General features: G+C 69.4%; 16 protein-coding genes. 11 read left to right on the top strand and 5 right to left on the bottom strand.

Annotation, left to right across the window (positions count from 1 at the left end; all coding sequences use genetic code 11):
* Window positions 1-48 precede the first annotated feature (48 nt).
* The 4 genes from NZH93_RS23270 (at window position 49) to NZH93_RS23255 (ending at window position 3,680) form a co-directional block, all read left to right on the top strand.
* Window positions 49-1,230, top strand: a complete 1,182-nt coding sequence (locus NZH93_RS23270) for an ABC transporter ATP-binding protein (RefSeq protein ID WP_259625294.1) — start codon at window positions 49-51, stop codon at window positions 1,228-1,230.
* Window positions 1,227-2,294 (top strand): ABC transporter ATP-binding protein, encoded by a 1,068-nt coding sequence (locus NZH93_RS23265; protein ID WP_259625293.1) that lies wholly within the window; start codon window positions 1,227-1,229, stop codon window positions 2,292-2,294. Before NZH93_RS23270 ends, NZH93_RS23265 begins: the two co-directional genes overlap by 4 nt.
* A 117-nt stretch (window positions 2,295-2,411) precedes the next feature.
* Window positions 2,412-3,260 (top strand): N-acetyl-1-D-myo-inositol-2-amino-2-deoxy-alpha-D-glucopyranoside deacetylase, encoded by an 849-nt coding sequence (mshB, locus tag NZH93_RS23260; RefSeq protein ID WP_259625292.1) that lies wholly within the window; start codon window positions 2,412-2,414, stop codon window positions 3,258-3,260.
* A 3-nt stretch (window positions 3,261-3,263) separates the two neighbouring features.
* A complete protein-coding gene (locus tag NZH93_RS23255; RefSeq protein WP_259625291.1) occupies window positions 3,264-3,680 on the top strand; it encodes a hypothetical protein in 417 nt (138 codons plus the stop codon).
* Window positions 3,681-3,684: 4 nt separating this feature from the next.
* On the opposite strand, the gene NZH93_RS23250 is transcribed toward NZH93_RS23255, so the two are convergent.
* On the bottom strand, window positions 3,685-4,416 hold the full coding sequence (locus NZH93_RS23250; protein WP_259625290.1) for a GNAT family N-acetyltransferase: 732 nt from the start codon (window positions 4,414-4,416) through the stop codon (window positions 3,685-3,687).
* Window positions 4,417-4,558: 142 nt separating this feature from the next.
* On the opposite strand from NZH93_RS23250, the gene fdxA reads away from it, so the two are divergent.
* Together fdxA and dapC are read left to right on the top strand one after the other, a co-directional pair.
* A complete protein-coding gene (gene fdxA / locus NZH93_RS23245; protein ID WP_259625289.1) occupies window positions 4,559-4,882 on the top strand; it encodes a ferredoxin in 324 nt (107 codons plus the stop codon).
* Window positions 4,879-5,979 carry a succinyldiaminopimelate transaminase gene (gene dapC, locus NZH93_RS23240; protein WP_259625288.1) on the top strand — a complete coding sequence of 367 codons (1,101 nt, stop codon included), beginning with the start codon at window positions 4,879-4,881 and terminating at the stop codon, window positions 5,977-5,979. The genes fdxA and dapC overlap by 4 nt, the downstream gene beginning before the upstream one ends.
* A 45-nt stretch (window positions 5,980-6,024) precedes the next feature.
* Here dapC and dapD read toward each other — a convergent pair whose 3' ends face one another.
* The gene (gene dapD, locus NZH93_RS23235; protein ID WP_259625455.1) at window positions 6,025-7,008 is read right to left on the bottom strand and encodes a 2,3,4,5-tetrahydropyridine-2,6-dicarboxylate N-succinyltransferase; all 984 of its coding nucleotides are present in this window, start codon (window positions 7,006-7,008) and stop codon (window positions 6,025-6,027) included.
* A 16-nt stretch (window positions 7,009-7,024) separates the two neighbouring features.
* On the opposite strand from dapD, the gene dapE reads away from it, so the two are divergent.
* Genes dapE through NZH93_RS23215 form a run of 4 tightly spaced genes read left to right on the top strand, consistent with a single transcriptional unit; the run spans window position 7,025 to window position 9,930 of the window.
* Window positions 7,025-8,089 (top strand): succinyl-diaminopimelate desuccinylase, encoded by a 1,065-nt coding sequence (gene dapE / locus NZH93_RS23230; RefSeq protein WP_259625287.1) that lies wholly within the window; start codon window positions 7,025-7,027, stop codon window positions 8,087-8,089.
* A 40-nt stretch (window positions 8,090-8,129) separates the two neighbouring features.
* Window positions 8,130-8,900: an LOG family protein gene (locus tag NZH93_RS23225; RefSeq protein ID WP_259625286.1), complete on the top strand. Its 771-nt coding sequence runs from the start codon at window positions 8,130-8,132 to the stop codon at window positions 8,898-8,900.
* Window positions 8,900-9,439: an LOG family protein gene (locus NZH93_RS23220; RefSeq protein ID WP_259625285.1), complete on the top strand. Its 540-nt coding sequence runs from the start codon at window positions 8,900-8,902 to the stop codon at window positions 9,437-9,439. Before NZH93_RS23225 ends, NZH93_RS23220 begins: the two co-directional genes overlap by 1 nt.
* A gap of 14 nt (window positions 9,440-9,453) precedes the next feature.
* Window positions 9,454-9,930 carry a hypothetical protein gene (locus NZH93_RS23215; RefSeq protein WP_259625284.1) on the top strand — a complete coding sequence of 159 codons (477 nt, stop codon included), beginning with the start codon at window positions 9,454-9,456 and terminating at the stop codon, window positions 9,928-9,930.
* A gap of 296 nt (window positions 9,931-10,226) precedes the next feature.
* On the opposite strand, the gene NZH93_RS23210 is transcribed toward NZH93_RS23215, so the two are convergent.
* Both NZH93_RS23210 and NZH93_RS23205 read right to left on the bottom strand, forming a co-directional pair.
* Window positions 10,227-11,240, bottom strand: a complete 1,014-nt coding sequence (locus NZH93_RS23210) for a winged helix DNA-binding domain-containing protein (protein ID WP_259625454.1) — start codon at window positions 11,238-11,240, stop codon at window positions 10,227-10,229.
* A 34-nt stretch (window positions 11,241-11,274) separates the two neighbouring features.
* Entirely contained in the window at window positions 11,275-11,652 is a 378-nt protein-coding gene (locus NZH93_RS23205) for a DUF3224 domain-containing protein (protein WP_259625283.1), read from the bottom strand.
* Between the two features lie 50 nt (window positions 11,653-11,702).
* On the opposite strand from NZH93_RS23205, the gene NZH93_RS23200 reads away from it, so the two are divergent.
* Window positions 11,703-12,221 (top strand): NUDIX hydrolase, encoded by a 519-nt coding sequence (locus NZH93_RS23200; protein ID WP_259625282.1) that lies wholly within the window; start codon window positions 11,703-11,705, stop codon window positions 12,219-12,221.
* Here NZH93_RS23200 and NZH93_RS23195 read toward each other — a convergent pair.
* Entirely contained in the window at window positions 12,172-13,743 is a 1,572-nt protein-coding gene (locus tag NZH93_RS23195) for a CocE/NonD family hydrolase (protein WP_259625281.1), read from the bottom strand. The two genes, NZH93_RS23200 and NZH93_RS23195, sit on opposite strands and share 50 nt — an antisense overlap.
* Between the last annotated feature and the right edge of the window lie 60 nt (window positions 13,744-13,803).

The following is a 13,803-nucleotide window of genomic DNA, read 5'->3' as shown; positions in this document are numbered from 1 at the left end:
ATCATTGGACGCGCATGGCTTCGTGCCGAGCGTCAGCGAGGTGAAGGCATGAGCGAGTTGGACGTGATGGACGCACCCGAGTCCGCGGGCCGCTCGGCGTCCGGCGAGAAGCTGCTCACGGTGAAGGACCTGTCGGTCGACTTCCCGACCGACGACGGCGTCGTGCACGCCGTGCGCAACGTGACGTTCACCCTCGCCCCCGGCGAGGTGCTGGGCGTCGTCGGCGAGTCGGGTTCCGGCAAGTCGGTGTCGTCCATGGCGATCATGGGCCTGCTGCCCAAGACGGCGAACGTCACCGGGTCGATCAAGTTCAAGGACCGCGAGCTCGTGGGCCTGAACTACAAGCAGATGATGCCGGTGCGCGGCAACAACATCTCGATGATCTTCCAGGACCCGATGACGTCGCTGAACCCGGTCTACACCGTGGGGTGGCAGCTCGCCGAGGCCTACAAGGCGCACCACGACGTGTCGAAGAAGGCCGCCTGGGCCAAGGCCGTCGACTCCTTGGAGCTCGTCGGCATCCCGCAGCCCGACCGGCGCGCGGCGCAGTACCCGCACGAGTTCTCCGGCGGCATGCGGCAGCGCGTGATGATCGCGATGGCGATCATCAACGACCCCGACGTGATCGTGGCCGACGAGCCGACGACCGCGCTGGACGTCACCGTGCAGGCGCAGATCCTGGACACGCTGCTGCGGATCCGGGACGAGACGAACGCGGGCATCATCGTGATCACCCACGACCTCGGTGTCGTGGCGGGCATGGTGGACCGCGTCCAGGTCATGTACGGCGGCACGGTCGTCGAGCAGGGCACCGTGGACGAGGTCTTCGAGACCCAGCGGATGCCGTACACCGTCGGCCTGCTCGGGTCGATCCCGAACCCGAGCCTGCTCGGCAAGCGGCTCACGCCCATCAAGGGCGCGCCGCCCTCGTTGATGAACCTGCCCGAGGGTTGCGCGTTTTCCCCGCGCTGCCCGCTGGCGATCGATGAGTGCCGCGAGACCGAGCCGGAGCTGCTGGAGACCGATCGGCACGGGCACTTCTCCCGCTGCCACCGGTCCGCCCACCTGGCCACGATCGTGGACCCGCAGAAGCTGTTCGCGACGGACGAGATCGGCGTGGTCGAGAACCCCGCCTCGCTCCTCGTGGCCGACCCGGACATGCCCATCGTCGAGGACGTCGACGTGGTGGAAGCCCGGATGCAGGAAGAAGAGGAGAACCCGCCATCATGACGACCCCGACTGACGGGCCCAGCGTCCTGACCGCGGTGAAACCCTCTTCCGCGACCAAGAACGCGGGCAAGACGCCGCTGCTCGAAGTCAACGACCTGGTCAAGTCGTTCCCGGTCCGCGGCGGCGGGATCATCCCGCGCACCGTGGGCCAGGTGCAGGCCGTGTCGGGCATCTCGTTCGACCTGTACCCCGGTGAGACCCTGGGTCTGGTCGGCGAGTCCGGCTGCGGCAAGTCCACCTCCGGCCGGGCGATCCTCCAGCTCCACAAGCCGACCTCCGGCTCGGTGAAGTTCGAGGGCAAGGAGCTGACCAAGCTCCGCGGCAAGGCGCTCCAGAACGTCCGCAAGGACATGCAGATCGTCTTCCAGGACCCGTACGCCTCGCTGAACCCCCGCTGGCAGATCAACAACATCATCTCGGAGCCGTTCAGCATCCACGGCGCCGAGGGCCAGGACGTCCAGCACCGGGTCAACGAGCTGATGGAGCTCGTCGGCCTGAACCCGGAGCACCGCAACCGCTACGCCCACGAGTTCTCGGGCGGCCAGCGGCAGCGCATCGGCATCGCGCGGGCGCTCGCGCTCAACCCGAAGCTGGTCGTGCTGGACGAGCCGGTGTCCGCGCTGGACGTGTCCGTGCAGGCCGGTGTGGTCAACCTGCTGGAGGAGCTCCAGGAACGGCTGGGCCTGGCCTACCTGTTCGTGGCGCACGACCTGTCGGTCGTCCGGCACATCTCGGACCGGGTCGCGGTGATGTACCTCGGCAAGATCATCGAACTCGGTGACCGCGAGGACATCTACGCGCGGCCGATGCACCCGTACACCCAGGCGCTGCTGTCCGCGGTGCCGGTGCCCGACCCCAAGCTGGAGCGCAGGCGCCAGCGGATCGTGCTCACCGGCGACGTGCCCAGCCCGGTCAACCCGCCGTCGGGCTGCCGGTTCCGCACGCGCTGCTGGAAGGCGCAGGACATCTGCGCCGTCGAGGAGCCGAAGCTGGAACGGCGCGGCGCGGGCGACGGCACGCTGTCGGCGTGCCACTTCGCCGAGGAGCGCTCGCTCCTGGCGTGATCGACTGCTCCACCACGGGTTCTGTCAGGGCCACCACGGCGACGCTATGGTGGCCCTGACGGCATTCCGGGGTGGTGCCGTCATGTGACCGTGCGCAAGTGCCTCTACTCTGATCCGGTGACGCTCACCTCCCCACCACGGTTGTTGCTGGTACACGCGCACCCGGATGACGAAAGCCTGTGGACGGGCGGCACCATCGCGAGATACGCCGCGACCGGCGCGCTCGTCACCGTCGTCACGTGCACCCTCGGCGAGGAGGGCGAGATCATCCCGGCCGGGCTGCGCGAACTCGCCGCCGACGCCGCAGACCAGCTCGGTGGGTACCGGGTCGCCGAACTCCGCTCCGCGTGCGCCGCGCTGGGCGTCACGGACCACCGCTTCCTGGGCGGCGTCGGCCGCTGGCGCGACTCCGGCATGGTGGGCGTCCCGTCGAACGAGCACCCGAGGGCGTTCGTCCAGGGCTCGGTCGACGAGCAGACGGCGATGCTGGTCGACGTGCTCCGCCAGGTGAAGCCGCAGGTGGTCGTCACCTACGACGCGTTCGGCGGTTACGGCCACCCGGACCACATCCGCGCGCACGAGATCACCACGGCCGCCACCGCCGTCGTCCCGGACGTCGACCGCGTCTTCTACGCGGTCACGTCCCGCGACGCGACGGAGAAGGGCGCAGCCGCGCTGGCGGAACTGGCCGACCTGCCGTTCCGCCTGCCGGAGCCCGGCGAGCTGCCGGTCACCGACGACGCGATCATCACCACCACCGTCGACATCTCCGAGCACCTGTCCGCGAAGCTGCGCGCGCTGCGGGCGCACTCGACCCAGGTGAGCGTCTGGCAGGACGGTGCGGGCGGTGCCGCCTACGCGCTGTCCAACGGCATCGCCCAGCCGCTCGTGCAGGGCGAGTTCTACGTGCTGGCCAAGGGTTCCGGCGCGGGGGCCGAGACCGACCTGTTCGGCGGACTGGGGTGACTCGTGAGCGGTGACCGCAAACCGGGGTGGTGGGTGCTGCCCATGCTGTGGGTCGAGTCGCTGGTGCTGGCGGTGCTGGAGCTGTTCTACCTCCCGCTCCGCTTCGACGGCACCCTGCTGCCGCAGTGGGGCGCGGACTGGCCGTTCCCCATCGCCGTCCTGGTCGCGGTCCTCACGACGCCGCTGCTGGTGCTGTGGGCGTCGGACCTCCAGCGCGGCCTGCTGGTCTCCAGCTCGCCGCTGCTGGTGTGGCTGACGGCGCTGGTGGTGCTCGGCCTGTTCGGCCCCGGCGGCGACGTCATGCTGCCCAACGACTGGCGCAGCCTGGCCCTGCTGGCGGGCGGCGCCCTGCCCGGCGCGCTGGCCGTCGGCGCGTCGATGGGCCGCAACTACGTGCCCAAGGAGATGCGGCGGGGGTAGCGGGTCACGCGGGCACCCAGTACCGGTAGCGGTGGTGCTCGACGCACCCCAGCGACTCGTAGAGCTTCCACGCGGCCGTGTTGTGCTCGGCCACCTGGAGCGCGCACCTGACGGCCCCGTTCGCCGCGGCCCAGGCCGCCAGCTCGACCAGCAGCCCCCGTGCGAGGCCCCCGCGCCGGTGCGACGGCCGCACGGCCAGCCGGGCGATGTGCAGCAGGTCCCCGACGACGGCCCCGCGCACCGCCGCGACCACCTCGCCGTCCCGCTCGACGACCCCGAACCCCGTCCTCGGCCCAGAGGCCAGCACGTGCCGCTGCGCCTCCGTCGGCGTGGCGGACGCCGTCAACTCCCACCATCCGGGACCGGGCGCGTCGGACACCGAAGCCCCGTCCACCTCCGCGCCCCGGAACCCGGCCAGCTCACCGACCAGGACGCCGGACTCGGCACCGCCCGGATGGTCGTCGGCCACCACCCATCCGGCCGATCCGACGGCATCTTCGTGCCGTGAATCACGTACGACGTGCGCGGTCGGACCGATGTCGTTCGCCTCGGCGAACGCGATCACCCGGTCCAGCGCCTCCGGCACCGGAACGCCCGGATCACCGCAGGTCAACGTGCTGTTCGCGCGACCGGTGAACCCGGCCGCCGCGCGCATCCTCCACTCCCCGAGCCGTTCCTCCACCAGTGCGGGCCACGCCTCAGCACACCGCTGCTCCACCTCGAAGACCGGATCCACCCCACCATCCTCCCCGGTGCGGGAAACTGGATTTCGCGGAGCCGAGCGCGTGCCTGCTAAGGCAAGCCTCACCATGAGTTGGCCGAGTTCGCCGCGTAGTCTGCGGCTTGCGCGGTGTACCAGGAAGAGCAGGAGAACCGCAGTGACCTATGTGATCGCCCAGCCGTGCGTGGACTTGCTCGACAAGGCATGCATCGAGGAATGCCCCGTCGACTGCATCTACGAAGGCGACCGGATGCTCTACATCCACCCGGATGAGTGCGTTGACTGCGGCGCCTGCGAGCCGGTGTGCCCGGTGGAGGCCATCTACTACGAGGACGACGTCCCCGATGAGTGGAAGGACTACACCAAGGCGAACGTCGACTTCTTCAACGAGCTCGGCTCGCCCGGCGGTGCCTCCAAGGTCGGCAAGACCAGCGCCGACCCGGATTGGATCAAGGCGCTGCCCCCGCAAGCCTCCGAGTGACCCCGCGAACGCGCAGGGGGCCGGCGCTGCCGGACTTCCCCTGGGATTCGCTGGCCGATCACGCCGCCAAGGCGCGCACGCACCCCGGTGGCGTGGTCGACCTCTCGATGGGGACCCCGGTGGACCCGGTGCCGCCGCTGATCCGGACCGCGCTCAGCTCCGTGGCGGACCAGCCGGGCTACCCGACCACCCACGGCACACCTGAGCTGCGCTCGGCGGTCGTGGGTTCGCTCGCGCGCCGGTACGGCCTGGCGGGGCTCGACCCCGCCGCCGTGCTGCCCACGATCGGGTCCAAGGAACTGGTCGGCTGGCTGCCGACGCTGCTCGGCCTCGGCCCCGGCGACGTCGTGGCCATCCCGGAGTTGGCGTACCCGACGTACGAGGTCGGCGCGCTGCTGGCGGGCGCTTCGGTGGTGCGGCTCGCCGACGGCGAGGAGCCCCCCGCGGGCACCGCGCTGGTGTGGCTGAACTCGCCGTCGAACCCGACCGGCCGGGTGCTGTCGGCGTCGGCGATGGCCGCCGCCGTCTCCGCCGCCCGCGCCGTCGGCGCCGTGGTGGCCTCCGACGAGTGCTACCTGGCCCTGTCGTGGGACGCCACCCCGGTGTCCGTGCTCGACCCCGCGGTGTCCGGCGGCTCGCTGGACGGGCTGCTGGCCGTGCACTCGCTGTCGAAGTCGTCCAACCTCGCCGGGTACCGGGCCGGGTTCGTCGCCGGTGACCCCGAGCTGGTCGCCGACCTGCTGGAGCGGCGCAAGCACGCCGGGATGATCATGCCGAGACCGGTGCAGGCGGCGATGACGGCGGCGCTCTCGGACGACGAGCACACGACCGCCCAACGCGACCGCTACGCGGCCCGCCGAGCCGTGCTGCTGCCCGCGCTGCGCGCCGCCGGTTTCACCGTCGACCACTCCGAAGCCGGGCTGTACCTGTGGTCCACCCGCGGCGAGAACTCCTGGGACACCGTCGGGTGGCTCGCCGAACGCGGCGTCCTGGCCGCCGCGGGCACGTTCTACGGGCCGCGCGGGGAACGGCACGTGCGGATCGCGCTGACGGCCTCGGACGAGCGGATCGCGGCGGCCGTCGAACGCCTGGCGTGAGTTCCACGCCGCGGAGCGCGTCCGCGGCGTGGAAACCCAGCCGGGTCAGTCGTTCGCGTGCAGCGCGGCGTTCAGCTCGACGCCGTTGCCCTTGCGCGGCAGCACCTTCACCGCTCCGCTGACCGAGTCGCGGATGAACAGCAGGCCGGAGACGCCCGAGAGCTGACCGGCCTTCACGACCTCGCCGTCGGCGGTCGACACCTTGGTGCCCGCGGTGATGTACAGGCCCGCCTCGACGACGCAGTCGTCGCCGAGCGAGATGCCGATGCCGCCGTTGGCGCCGATCAGGCAGCGCTCGCCGATGGAGATGACCTCCTTGCCGCCACCGGACAGCGTGCCCATGATCGACGCGCCGCCGCCGACGTCGGAGCCGTCGCCCACGACGACACCGGCCGAGATGCGGCCCTCGACCATGGACGCGCCGAGCGTGCCCGCGTTGAAGTTCACGAAGCCCTCGTGCATCACGGTCGTGCCGGACGCGAGGTGCGCGCCGAGGCGGACGCGGTCCGCGTCGGCGATGCGGACGCCGGACGGGACGACGTAGTCGACGAGCCGGGGGAACTTGTCGACGCCGTAGACCGTGACCGCGCCGCGGGTGCGCAGGCGGAGGCGGGTCTGCTCGAAGCCCTCCACGGCGCACGGGCCGAAGTTGGTCCACACGACGTTGTTCAGCAGGCCGAACTGGCCGTCGAGGCTGAGGCCGTGCGGCCGCACGAGCCGCGTCGACAGCAGGTGCAGGCGGAGGTAGACGTCGTAGGTGTCGGTGGGCGCGTCGGCCAGCGAGGCGATGGAGACCTGGACGCCGATGACCTCGACGCCGCGCTCCTTGTCCTCGCCGAGCAGGTGCGCGGCTTCCTCGCCGAGCGCGCCCGCGACGTCGACGGACGACAGGAGCTGCGTGCCGACCGACGGCGGGTCCCCGAGCTGCGGCGCCGGGAACCAGGTGTCCAGGACGGTGCCCTCGGGCGTGACAGTTGCCAGTCCGACGCCGTACGCGCCGGTCGTGTTTGCGGTGCTCACGGACGCCAACGGTAACGTGCTCGCCGTGGCCGACACCCTGCACCTCTCCGCCGATCCCGTTGACCTGACCGCGTGGCTGGTCGACATCCCCAGCGTGTCCGGGGACGAGGTCGAGCTGGCCGACCTCGTCGAACGCTCGCTGCGAGCACAGGCGCCGCACCTGGAGGTGGTGCGCACGGGCAACTCCGTGCTGGCGCGCACGAACCTCGGGCGGCCGGGCCGGGTCGTGCTCGCGGGGCACCTCGACACCGTGCCGATCAACGACAACCTGCCCAGCCGCCGCGAAGGCGACGTCCTGCACGGGTGCGGCACCGTCGACATGAAGAGCGGCGACGCGGTGATGCTGAACCTCGCCGTCACCGCCGTCGAACCGCGCTACGACCTGACGTTCGTGTTCTACGACTGCGAAGAGGTCGAGGCCGACCGCAACGCGCTCGGGCGCATCGAGCGCGAGATGCCCGAGTGGCTGACCGGTGACCTCGCGATCGTGTGCGAGCCGTCCAACGGCGTGGTCGAGGCCGGGTGCCAGGGGACGATGCGGATCGAGGTCCGCACGACCGGCGCCCGCGCGCACACCGCCCGCGGGTGGATGGGCGTCAACGCGATCCACGCGGTCGGGGAGGCGTTGCGGCGGCTGGAGTCCTACGAGTCCCGCGTCGTCGACATCGACGGCTGCACCTACCGCGAAGGGCTCCAGGCGGTGAAGATCGCCGGTGGAGTCGCGGGCAACGTCGTGCCGGACGCGTGCGTGCTGACGGTGAACCACCGGTTCGCGCCGGACCGCACGCCCGCCGACGCGGAAGCCCACCTGCGCGAGGTGTTCGACGGGTTCGACGTCGTCGTCACGGACGTCGCCGCGGGCGCACTGCCCGGTCTGTCCGCGCCCGTCGCCCAGGAGCTGGTGGCGGCGACCGGCGGCACGCCCGTGGCGAAGCTCGGGTGGACGGACGTGGCGCGGTTCGCGGCGCTCGGCCTGCCCGCGGTCAACTTCGGGCCGGGTGACCCGACGCTGGCCCACACGCAGCAGGAGAACGTGCCGGTCGGGCAGATCACCGGCTGTGCCGAAGTGCTGCGCCGGTTCCTCACCTGAGTAGGTCACCCGGTGGTGTTCCTGACCTAGAATCCCGCCGATGACTGACAACAACGGTGTCGACGAGCACCCCCAGGAACGGCAGCGGGGTCCCGTGACGCTGCGCCGCTCCCAGCGCGTCGAGCTGACCACCACCGACCAGCGGCTGCTCGACTCGCGCGGGCCGTCGGACTGGGTGCACACCGACCCGTGGCGGGTGCTGCGCATCCAGGCCGAGTTCGTCGAGGGCTTCGGCGCGCTCGCCGAGGTGCCCAGCGCCGTGACGGTGTTCGGGTCCGCGCGCACCCCGCGCGACCACCCCGAGTACCAGATCGGCCGCGACCTCGGTGGCGCGCTGGCGAACGCCGGGTTCGCGGCGATCACCGGCGGCGGGCCCGGCGTGATGGAGGCGGTCAACCGCGGGTGCTCCGAGGCGGGCGGGTTCTCCGTCGGGCTCGGCATCGAGCTGCCGTTCGAGCAGGGCCTCAACCCGTGGGTCGACCTCGGGGTGAACTTCCGGTACTTCTTCGTCCGCAAGACGATGTTCATCAAGTACTCGCAGGCGTTCATCTGCCTCCCCGGCGGTTTCGGGACGCTGGACGAGCTGTTCGAGGCGCTGACCCTGGTGCAGACCAAGAAGGTCACCAAGTTCCCGGTCGTCCTCTTCGGACGGTCGTACTGGCAGGGCCTGTACGACTGGATCCAGAACTCGGTGCTGGCGAGCGGCAAGGTCGGCGACAAGGACCTGGCGCTGCTGCACCTCACCGACGACATCGACGACGCGGTGCGGGTCGTGCAGGAAGCCCACAAGGCCTGGGACGAGGCGCACTGATGCCCACCAGGGTCACCGTCTACTGCGGATCGCGGGTCGCCGTCCCGGCGAGCTACCTGGAGCTGGCGGCCGAGGTGGGCACCTCCATCGCGGCGCGCGGCTGGTCGCTGACGTGGGGCGGCAGCAGCGTGTCGATGATGGGCGAGGTCGCCCGCGCCGCCCGCGCGGGCGGGGCCCGGACGCTGGGCGTGATCCCGAAGGGGCTCGTCGGGACCGAACTGGCCGACGACCACGCGGACGAGCTGGTCGTGGTCGACACCATGCGCGAACGCAAGGCGCTGATGGAGGCGCACGGGGACGCGTTCCTCGCACTGCCCGGCGGGATCGGGACGTGCGAGGAGCTTTTCGAGATGTGGACATCACGGGTGCTGTCCATGCACACCAAACCGGTCGTGGTGCTCGATGTCGACAACCACTACCGGGGTCTGTTCGACTGGGTCCGCGAGTTGAGCGGCCGCGGGTTCGTGTCGCAGGCCGCGATGGATTCGTTGACGATCACCGGAGACGTGGCGACGGCGTTGGACGCCTGCGCGAGCTGAGGAGATTCATACCGATGGGCAAGTGGGCGTCCTACGTCGTGCGGCGCGGGGATGACGAGGAACTGGACGACGGCTACCGGTTGGACGCCGTCGAGGGGTGGCAGTGGTGGGAGTTCCCGGTGCTTGACGAGGAGCCGTTGATCCAGCTCGTCGGGACCGGGGCTGCTATCTCGGCGACTGTCGCTGATAGCGACATGTGTGTTGTGACCGGGTGGGATGGGGGGCAGGAGCAGTGGGAGTGGGTGTTCGGGGAGGTCGCGTACGCGGAGGCGGCTGCGGCTGAGGGGTTGCCTGCGCCTGATCCTGAGGAGTTGGCGGAGACGTTGCCGGAGAGGGCGGCGGCTTTGGCTGTTGCGGTGGTGGAGTGGGCCAAGGCGGCTGGGTTGTCGGCGGATGTGGCGTCGGTTACGGCTGTGCTGGAGACGGATCACGATATTGCTGAGGATGGGTTGCAGGCTGTGCTTGGGGCTGTGGGGATTGTGGATAGCTGAGTTGGTGTGGGGGTGTGGGGTGCCGGTCGTTGGGGCCGGCACCGGTGGGGGTTTGAGGGCGGCTGCGGGTTCCGGCGTGGTCACCGGCTGAGGGTCGCGTTCCAGCGTGGTGTGGCCGATTTGACTTGGGGCCCCTAGATTCGACCCTTCGCCGGGGCAAAAAGGGCAGAGGGTGAAGCTGCCGCCCGGCGCAAGTTTAAGGGTCGAATCCCCCAAGTAAAATCGGCCACGGTTTTAGGGCGGCGTGTGCCGGTTTCGTAGTGGGCCACCAGTGTTGTGGTGCGTTGTGCTGGTGGTTATTTCAGGCGGGCTGAGTCTAGGTTGCGGGTGGTGGCTAGGTGGTGGGCCTCTGCTTCGATGCTGGGTGGTGGGGGTTCTGCGAATGGGTTTAGGGTGATTTCTAGGTGTTTGGCGGTGGCTTTTGCTTGCCAGGTGCCGGTTATTTCGCCGTCTACCATGATTGCGCCTCGTCTGCCCAGGATTCGCCAGACCTCTTTTTGGTGGTCCTTGTCCGGTACCAGTAGGTCGCGGTCTCGTGCTTGTAGGTATGGGTCCAGTGGGGGTAGTAGGCGGACTGCGTTGGGGTCTGGTGGGTTGTTGAGGGTGTTCAGTCTGGTTGGTGGTAGCCATGCTTGTTTGCCGTCTACCTTGACTTCGGCCAGGTCTTGGGGCCATCGTTTTTTGATCTCTGTGGTCGTTGAGCCGAAGTAGTTCGCCACTTCTGTTGGGCCTGCTGGGCCGTGCAGGGTGAGGTAGGCGAGTAGTAGGTCGGTGAAGCCCTTCGTTTCTGTGGGGACTGCTGGTCTTTTTGGTAGTGGTGTGAAGGTGACGGTTTTTTGTGTGGTGTCGAAGATCAGGCCTGCTGGTAGTGCTGCCAGGCGGAAGATTGGGTCTTGGACGTGGGTGGTGTTGCAGCCTCGGCACCAGGCTGTTAGTTCTGTTGGGATCATGCTGGTGATTTTGTTGCTTGCCTCGCCCTTGGTCATGGGTTTTGTTACTACCTTGCGCAGTGCTGTTGCTACTGCTGTGAGCGCCGCTCGTCCGTTTGTTATGCCGCGTGGGCGGGACATTCTTGTTAGGGCGTCTGCGTCGCTCAGGGGCCATAGGCGTGTGGCTAGGGTGGGCATGTCTGTTGGGCGGTGTAGGTGTGGGGCGCCTCGTACGGTCCACGTTGTGGTGTAGTCGGTTAGGTTTGGGTTTGTTGTTGTGCGTGCTGCCAGGGCTGCGGCGGCTGAGCGTTCTGAGTCTTGTACGCCTAGGTCGAAGACCGTCAGGTTCGTTGATTTCCGGTCGAATTGGTGGGTTGCCACGCGGTAGGCGAGTACCTGGGCGCGGTCTACGTGGTCAGGCAAGGTCGTAGTCCAGGGTGATTAGTTCGTGTTCCACCCGTGCTGTGCCGGTCAGGCCTGTCAGGTCGCCGGTGCCTGAGCCTGGGACTACGTGGCCGAAGAAGTTTGGGCCGGTGGGGGACATGGTGGCGCCGTGTTGGAGTACGAAGGTGCCTGTGTGGCCGTCCAGGGTGCCGGTTACCTGCTCGGACGCGACGTAGCCCGCTGAGCCGTCTGATGAGGCGCAGGTGAGTAGCTGGGCGGTGCTGGTTCCCTGCAAGGGGCCGGTGAACGTTTTTCCCACGTCTACGCGTGCGAGTTTTGGTTCGCCGGTCTCGTAGGCCGCCTCGTCCCAGCGGGTGATCGTGAAAGTGGCCTTCACCTGGGTGGTCATGTTTCGGATCCAAGCACCGATTCCTGCCACCTGCTGTCAGGATGGTGTTCGTGGAGATCACCAAACAGCTCAGGGTCGCCGCGTACGCGCTGTGCGTTCGGGACGGGCAGGTTCTGCTCTCCCGGTGGGTGGGGCCCAGTGGTAAGCGGTGGACGTTGCCCGGTGGGGGGATCGATCACGGGGAGGATCCGTACGAGGCGGTGATCCGTGAGGTCGACGAGGAGACCGGGTATTCGATCGAGGTGCAGCGGTTGTTGGGGGTGCACACGGTTCGGCGGTTGTTCGAGCGGCCCGGTGGGGAGGTTGACTTCCACGGGTTGCGGATCATCTACGAGGCTCGGGTCACGGGTGGTGAGCTGAGGTTCGAGGTTGGTGGGTCGTCTGATCGGGCCGAGTGGTTCGACCTGGACGCGGTTGCCGGGTTGCACCACTCCGACCAGGTGGACGTGGCGTTGGAGCTGGCGCGGACGAGCCCGCCGGACGGCAGGGGATCGGTGGCCCTGCCGTCCGACGAGAGGCTCATCCGCGAGGGACCCGCAGCCAGGACGGGTCCGCCGCCGGGGAGCTGAAGGTGACCGTCGAGCCGAGCGTGCTCTCGCTCAGGTAGCGCGGGTCGACGGTGTCGACGACCAGCACCAAGCGGTGGCCCGCCGGGACGTCCCACACCACCGGTTCCAGGGCGAAGTCGAGCGTCCTCGCCACGCCGGGCGTCGCGTCCCGCACGGTGATCGGCTTGTGCGTGACGAGCGAGCCCAGGCCGAGTGAGCCGATGTCGTACAGGTAGGCGTACAGCGTCGTGGTCGGCGCGCTCGGGGTGACCGTGGCGTGCAGCCTCGGCGCTCCGCTGACGGTGGTGGCCCGCGAGTAGGTCGGGCCCCACCAGACGGCGGCGGCGTTGCGGTCCACCAGCGGCATCGACACCCCGGTCGGGATGTTGAAGAAGCCCTGGAGGGCGCCGCTGAGCAGGATCGTCCCGCTGTCGGCGACGGTCGGCCAGCCCGCGGCGATGCGGTTCTGCCAGCCGGTCGCGGCCGTCGTGGCCAGCGAGCCGGTGCCCCAGGACGGGCCGGTCAGGTACAGGGTGTCCTGCGCGGCCGTCGCCGCCGACCAACTGGGGAACGTGCGCCAGCCACCCCCGTTGTTCGGCTTCAGGTTGACCGGGGCCTCCCGGTCGATGCCGTTGTCGACGCCGCGCACGTGCTTGTCGAACCAGCGGCCGACGGACGCCCAGATCTCGTTCGGCAGGCCCGCCGCGCCGAACAGCTCGGCGGTCGCGTGGTCGCCGGGCGAGAGCATCAGCCGCTTCGGGCCGGTGAGCTTCGTGAACAGGTCGGTGACCTGGCCCGGTGCGAAGATGCCGTCGTTCCAGGCGTTGCCGATCATCACGGCGGCGCCGTTCGCGTTGATCGCGGCGATCTTGTTCGCCGCCGACCGCGACTCCGAGATCGGCACGACCTCCTCGAACCGGCCCTCGCGGTAGGCGGTCTCCGCCTGCCGCAGCACCGGGCCGGGACGTCCGACGAGGTTGCCCGCGGCCAGCAGGACCTCGACGGCCTGGCTGTTCACGGTCTCGTTCGGGTAGAGCGAACGGGCCAGGTCGGTCCACGTGCTGAGCGACGCGACGGCCTTGATCCGCGGGTCGACGGCGGCGGCCAGCAGTGCCTGCCCGGCGCCGTAGGAGATGCCCGCGACGCCGACCTTGCCCGCGTCGCCCTTGGCGTTGCCGACGGCCCAGTCGATCACCTTGCTCACGTCCGCGACGGTGTCCGGACCGGAGACGTCGATCTCGCCGCCGGAGTCGTAGAAGCCGCGGCTGGTGTAGCTGACCACGACGTACCCGGACTCGTACGCGAACTTGGCGGCGGCGCCGACGTACTCGACGTTGTTGATGCCCCAGCTCGACGGCAGTACCAGCAGGGGGAACGGGCCGCTGCCGCGGCCGGTCGGCTCGATCACGAAGGCGCGGATGGGCGTGCCGCCCGCGCCGGGGATGGTCCGGTACGCGGTGCTGAAGCCGGCGGCCTGCGCGACAGGGGTGAGCAGGCCTATGGCGAGGAGCGTCGTCAGGAGCAGGACGAGTGATCGGCGCACGAGATCCTCCCGTTGAACCGTGACCTGGATCACGTGTGAGTTACTGGTGAGTAAACAGTT

Origin of the sequence: Umezawaea endophytica (assembly GCF_025061645.1) — a bacterium.
In the GTDB taxonomy this organism is placed as follows: Bacteria; Actinomycetota; Actinomycetes; order Mycobacteriales; family Pseudonocardiaceae; genus Umezawaea; species Umezawaea endophytica.
Note: the sequence above shows the minus strand (reverse complement) of the source record. Positions and strands in the feature narration are given on the sequence as shown.

Excerpts from the sequence above, each read along its gene's own strand:
- NZH93_RS23270 (WP_259625294.1), top strand. The coding sequence starts at position 49 with ATGAGCGAGTTGGACGTGATGGACGCACCCGAGTCCGCGGGCCGCTCG.
- NZH93_RS23265 (WP_259625293.1), top strand. The coding sequence starts at position 1,227 with ATGACGACCCCGACTGACGGGCCCAGCGTCCTGACCGCGGTGAAACCC.
- NZH93_RS23225 (WP_259625286.1), top strand. The coding sequence starts at position 8,130 with ATGACTGACAACAACGGTGTCGACGAGCACCCCCAGGAACGGCAGCGG.
- NZH93_RS23220 (WP_259625285.1), top strand. The coding sequence starts at position 8,900 with ATGCCCACCAGGGTCACCGTCTACTGCGGATCGCGGGTCGCCGTCCCG.
- NZH93_RS23215 (WP_259625284.1), top strand. The coding sequence starts at position 9,454 with ATGGGCAAGTGGGCGTCCTACGTCGTGCGGCGCGGGGATGACGAGGAA.
- NZH93_RS23205 (WP_259625283.1), bottom strand. The coding sequence starts at position 11,652 with ATGACCACCCAGGTGAAGGCCACTTTCACGATCACCCGCTGGGACGAG.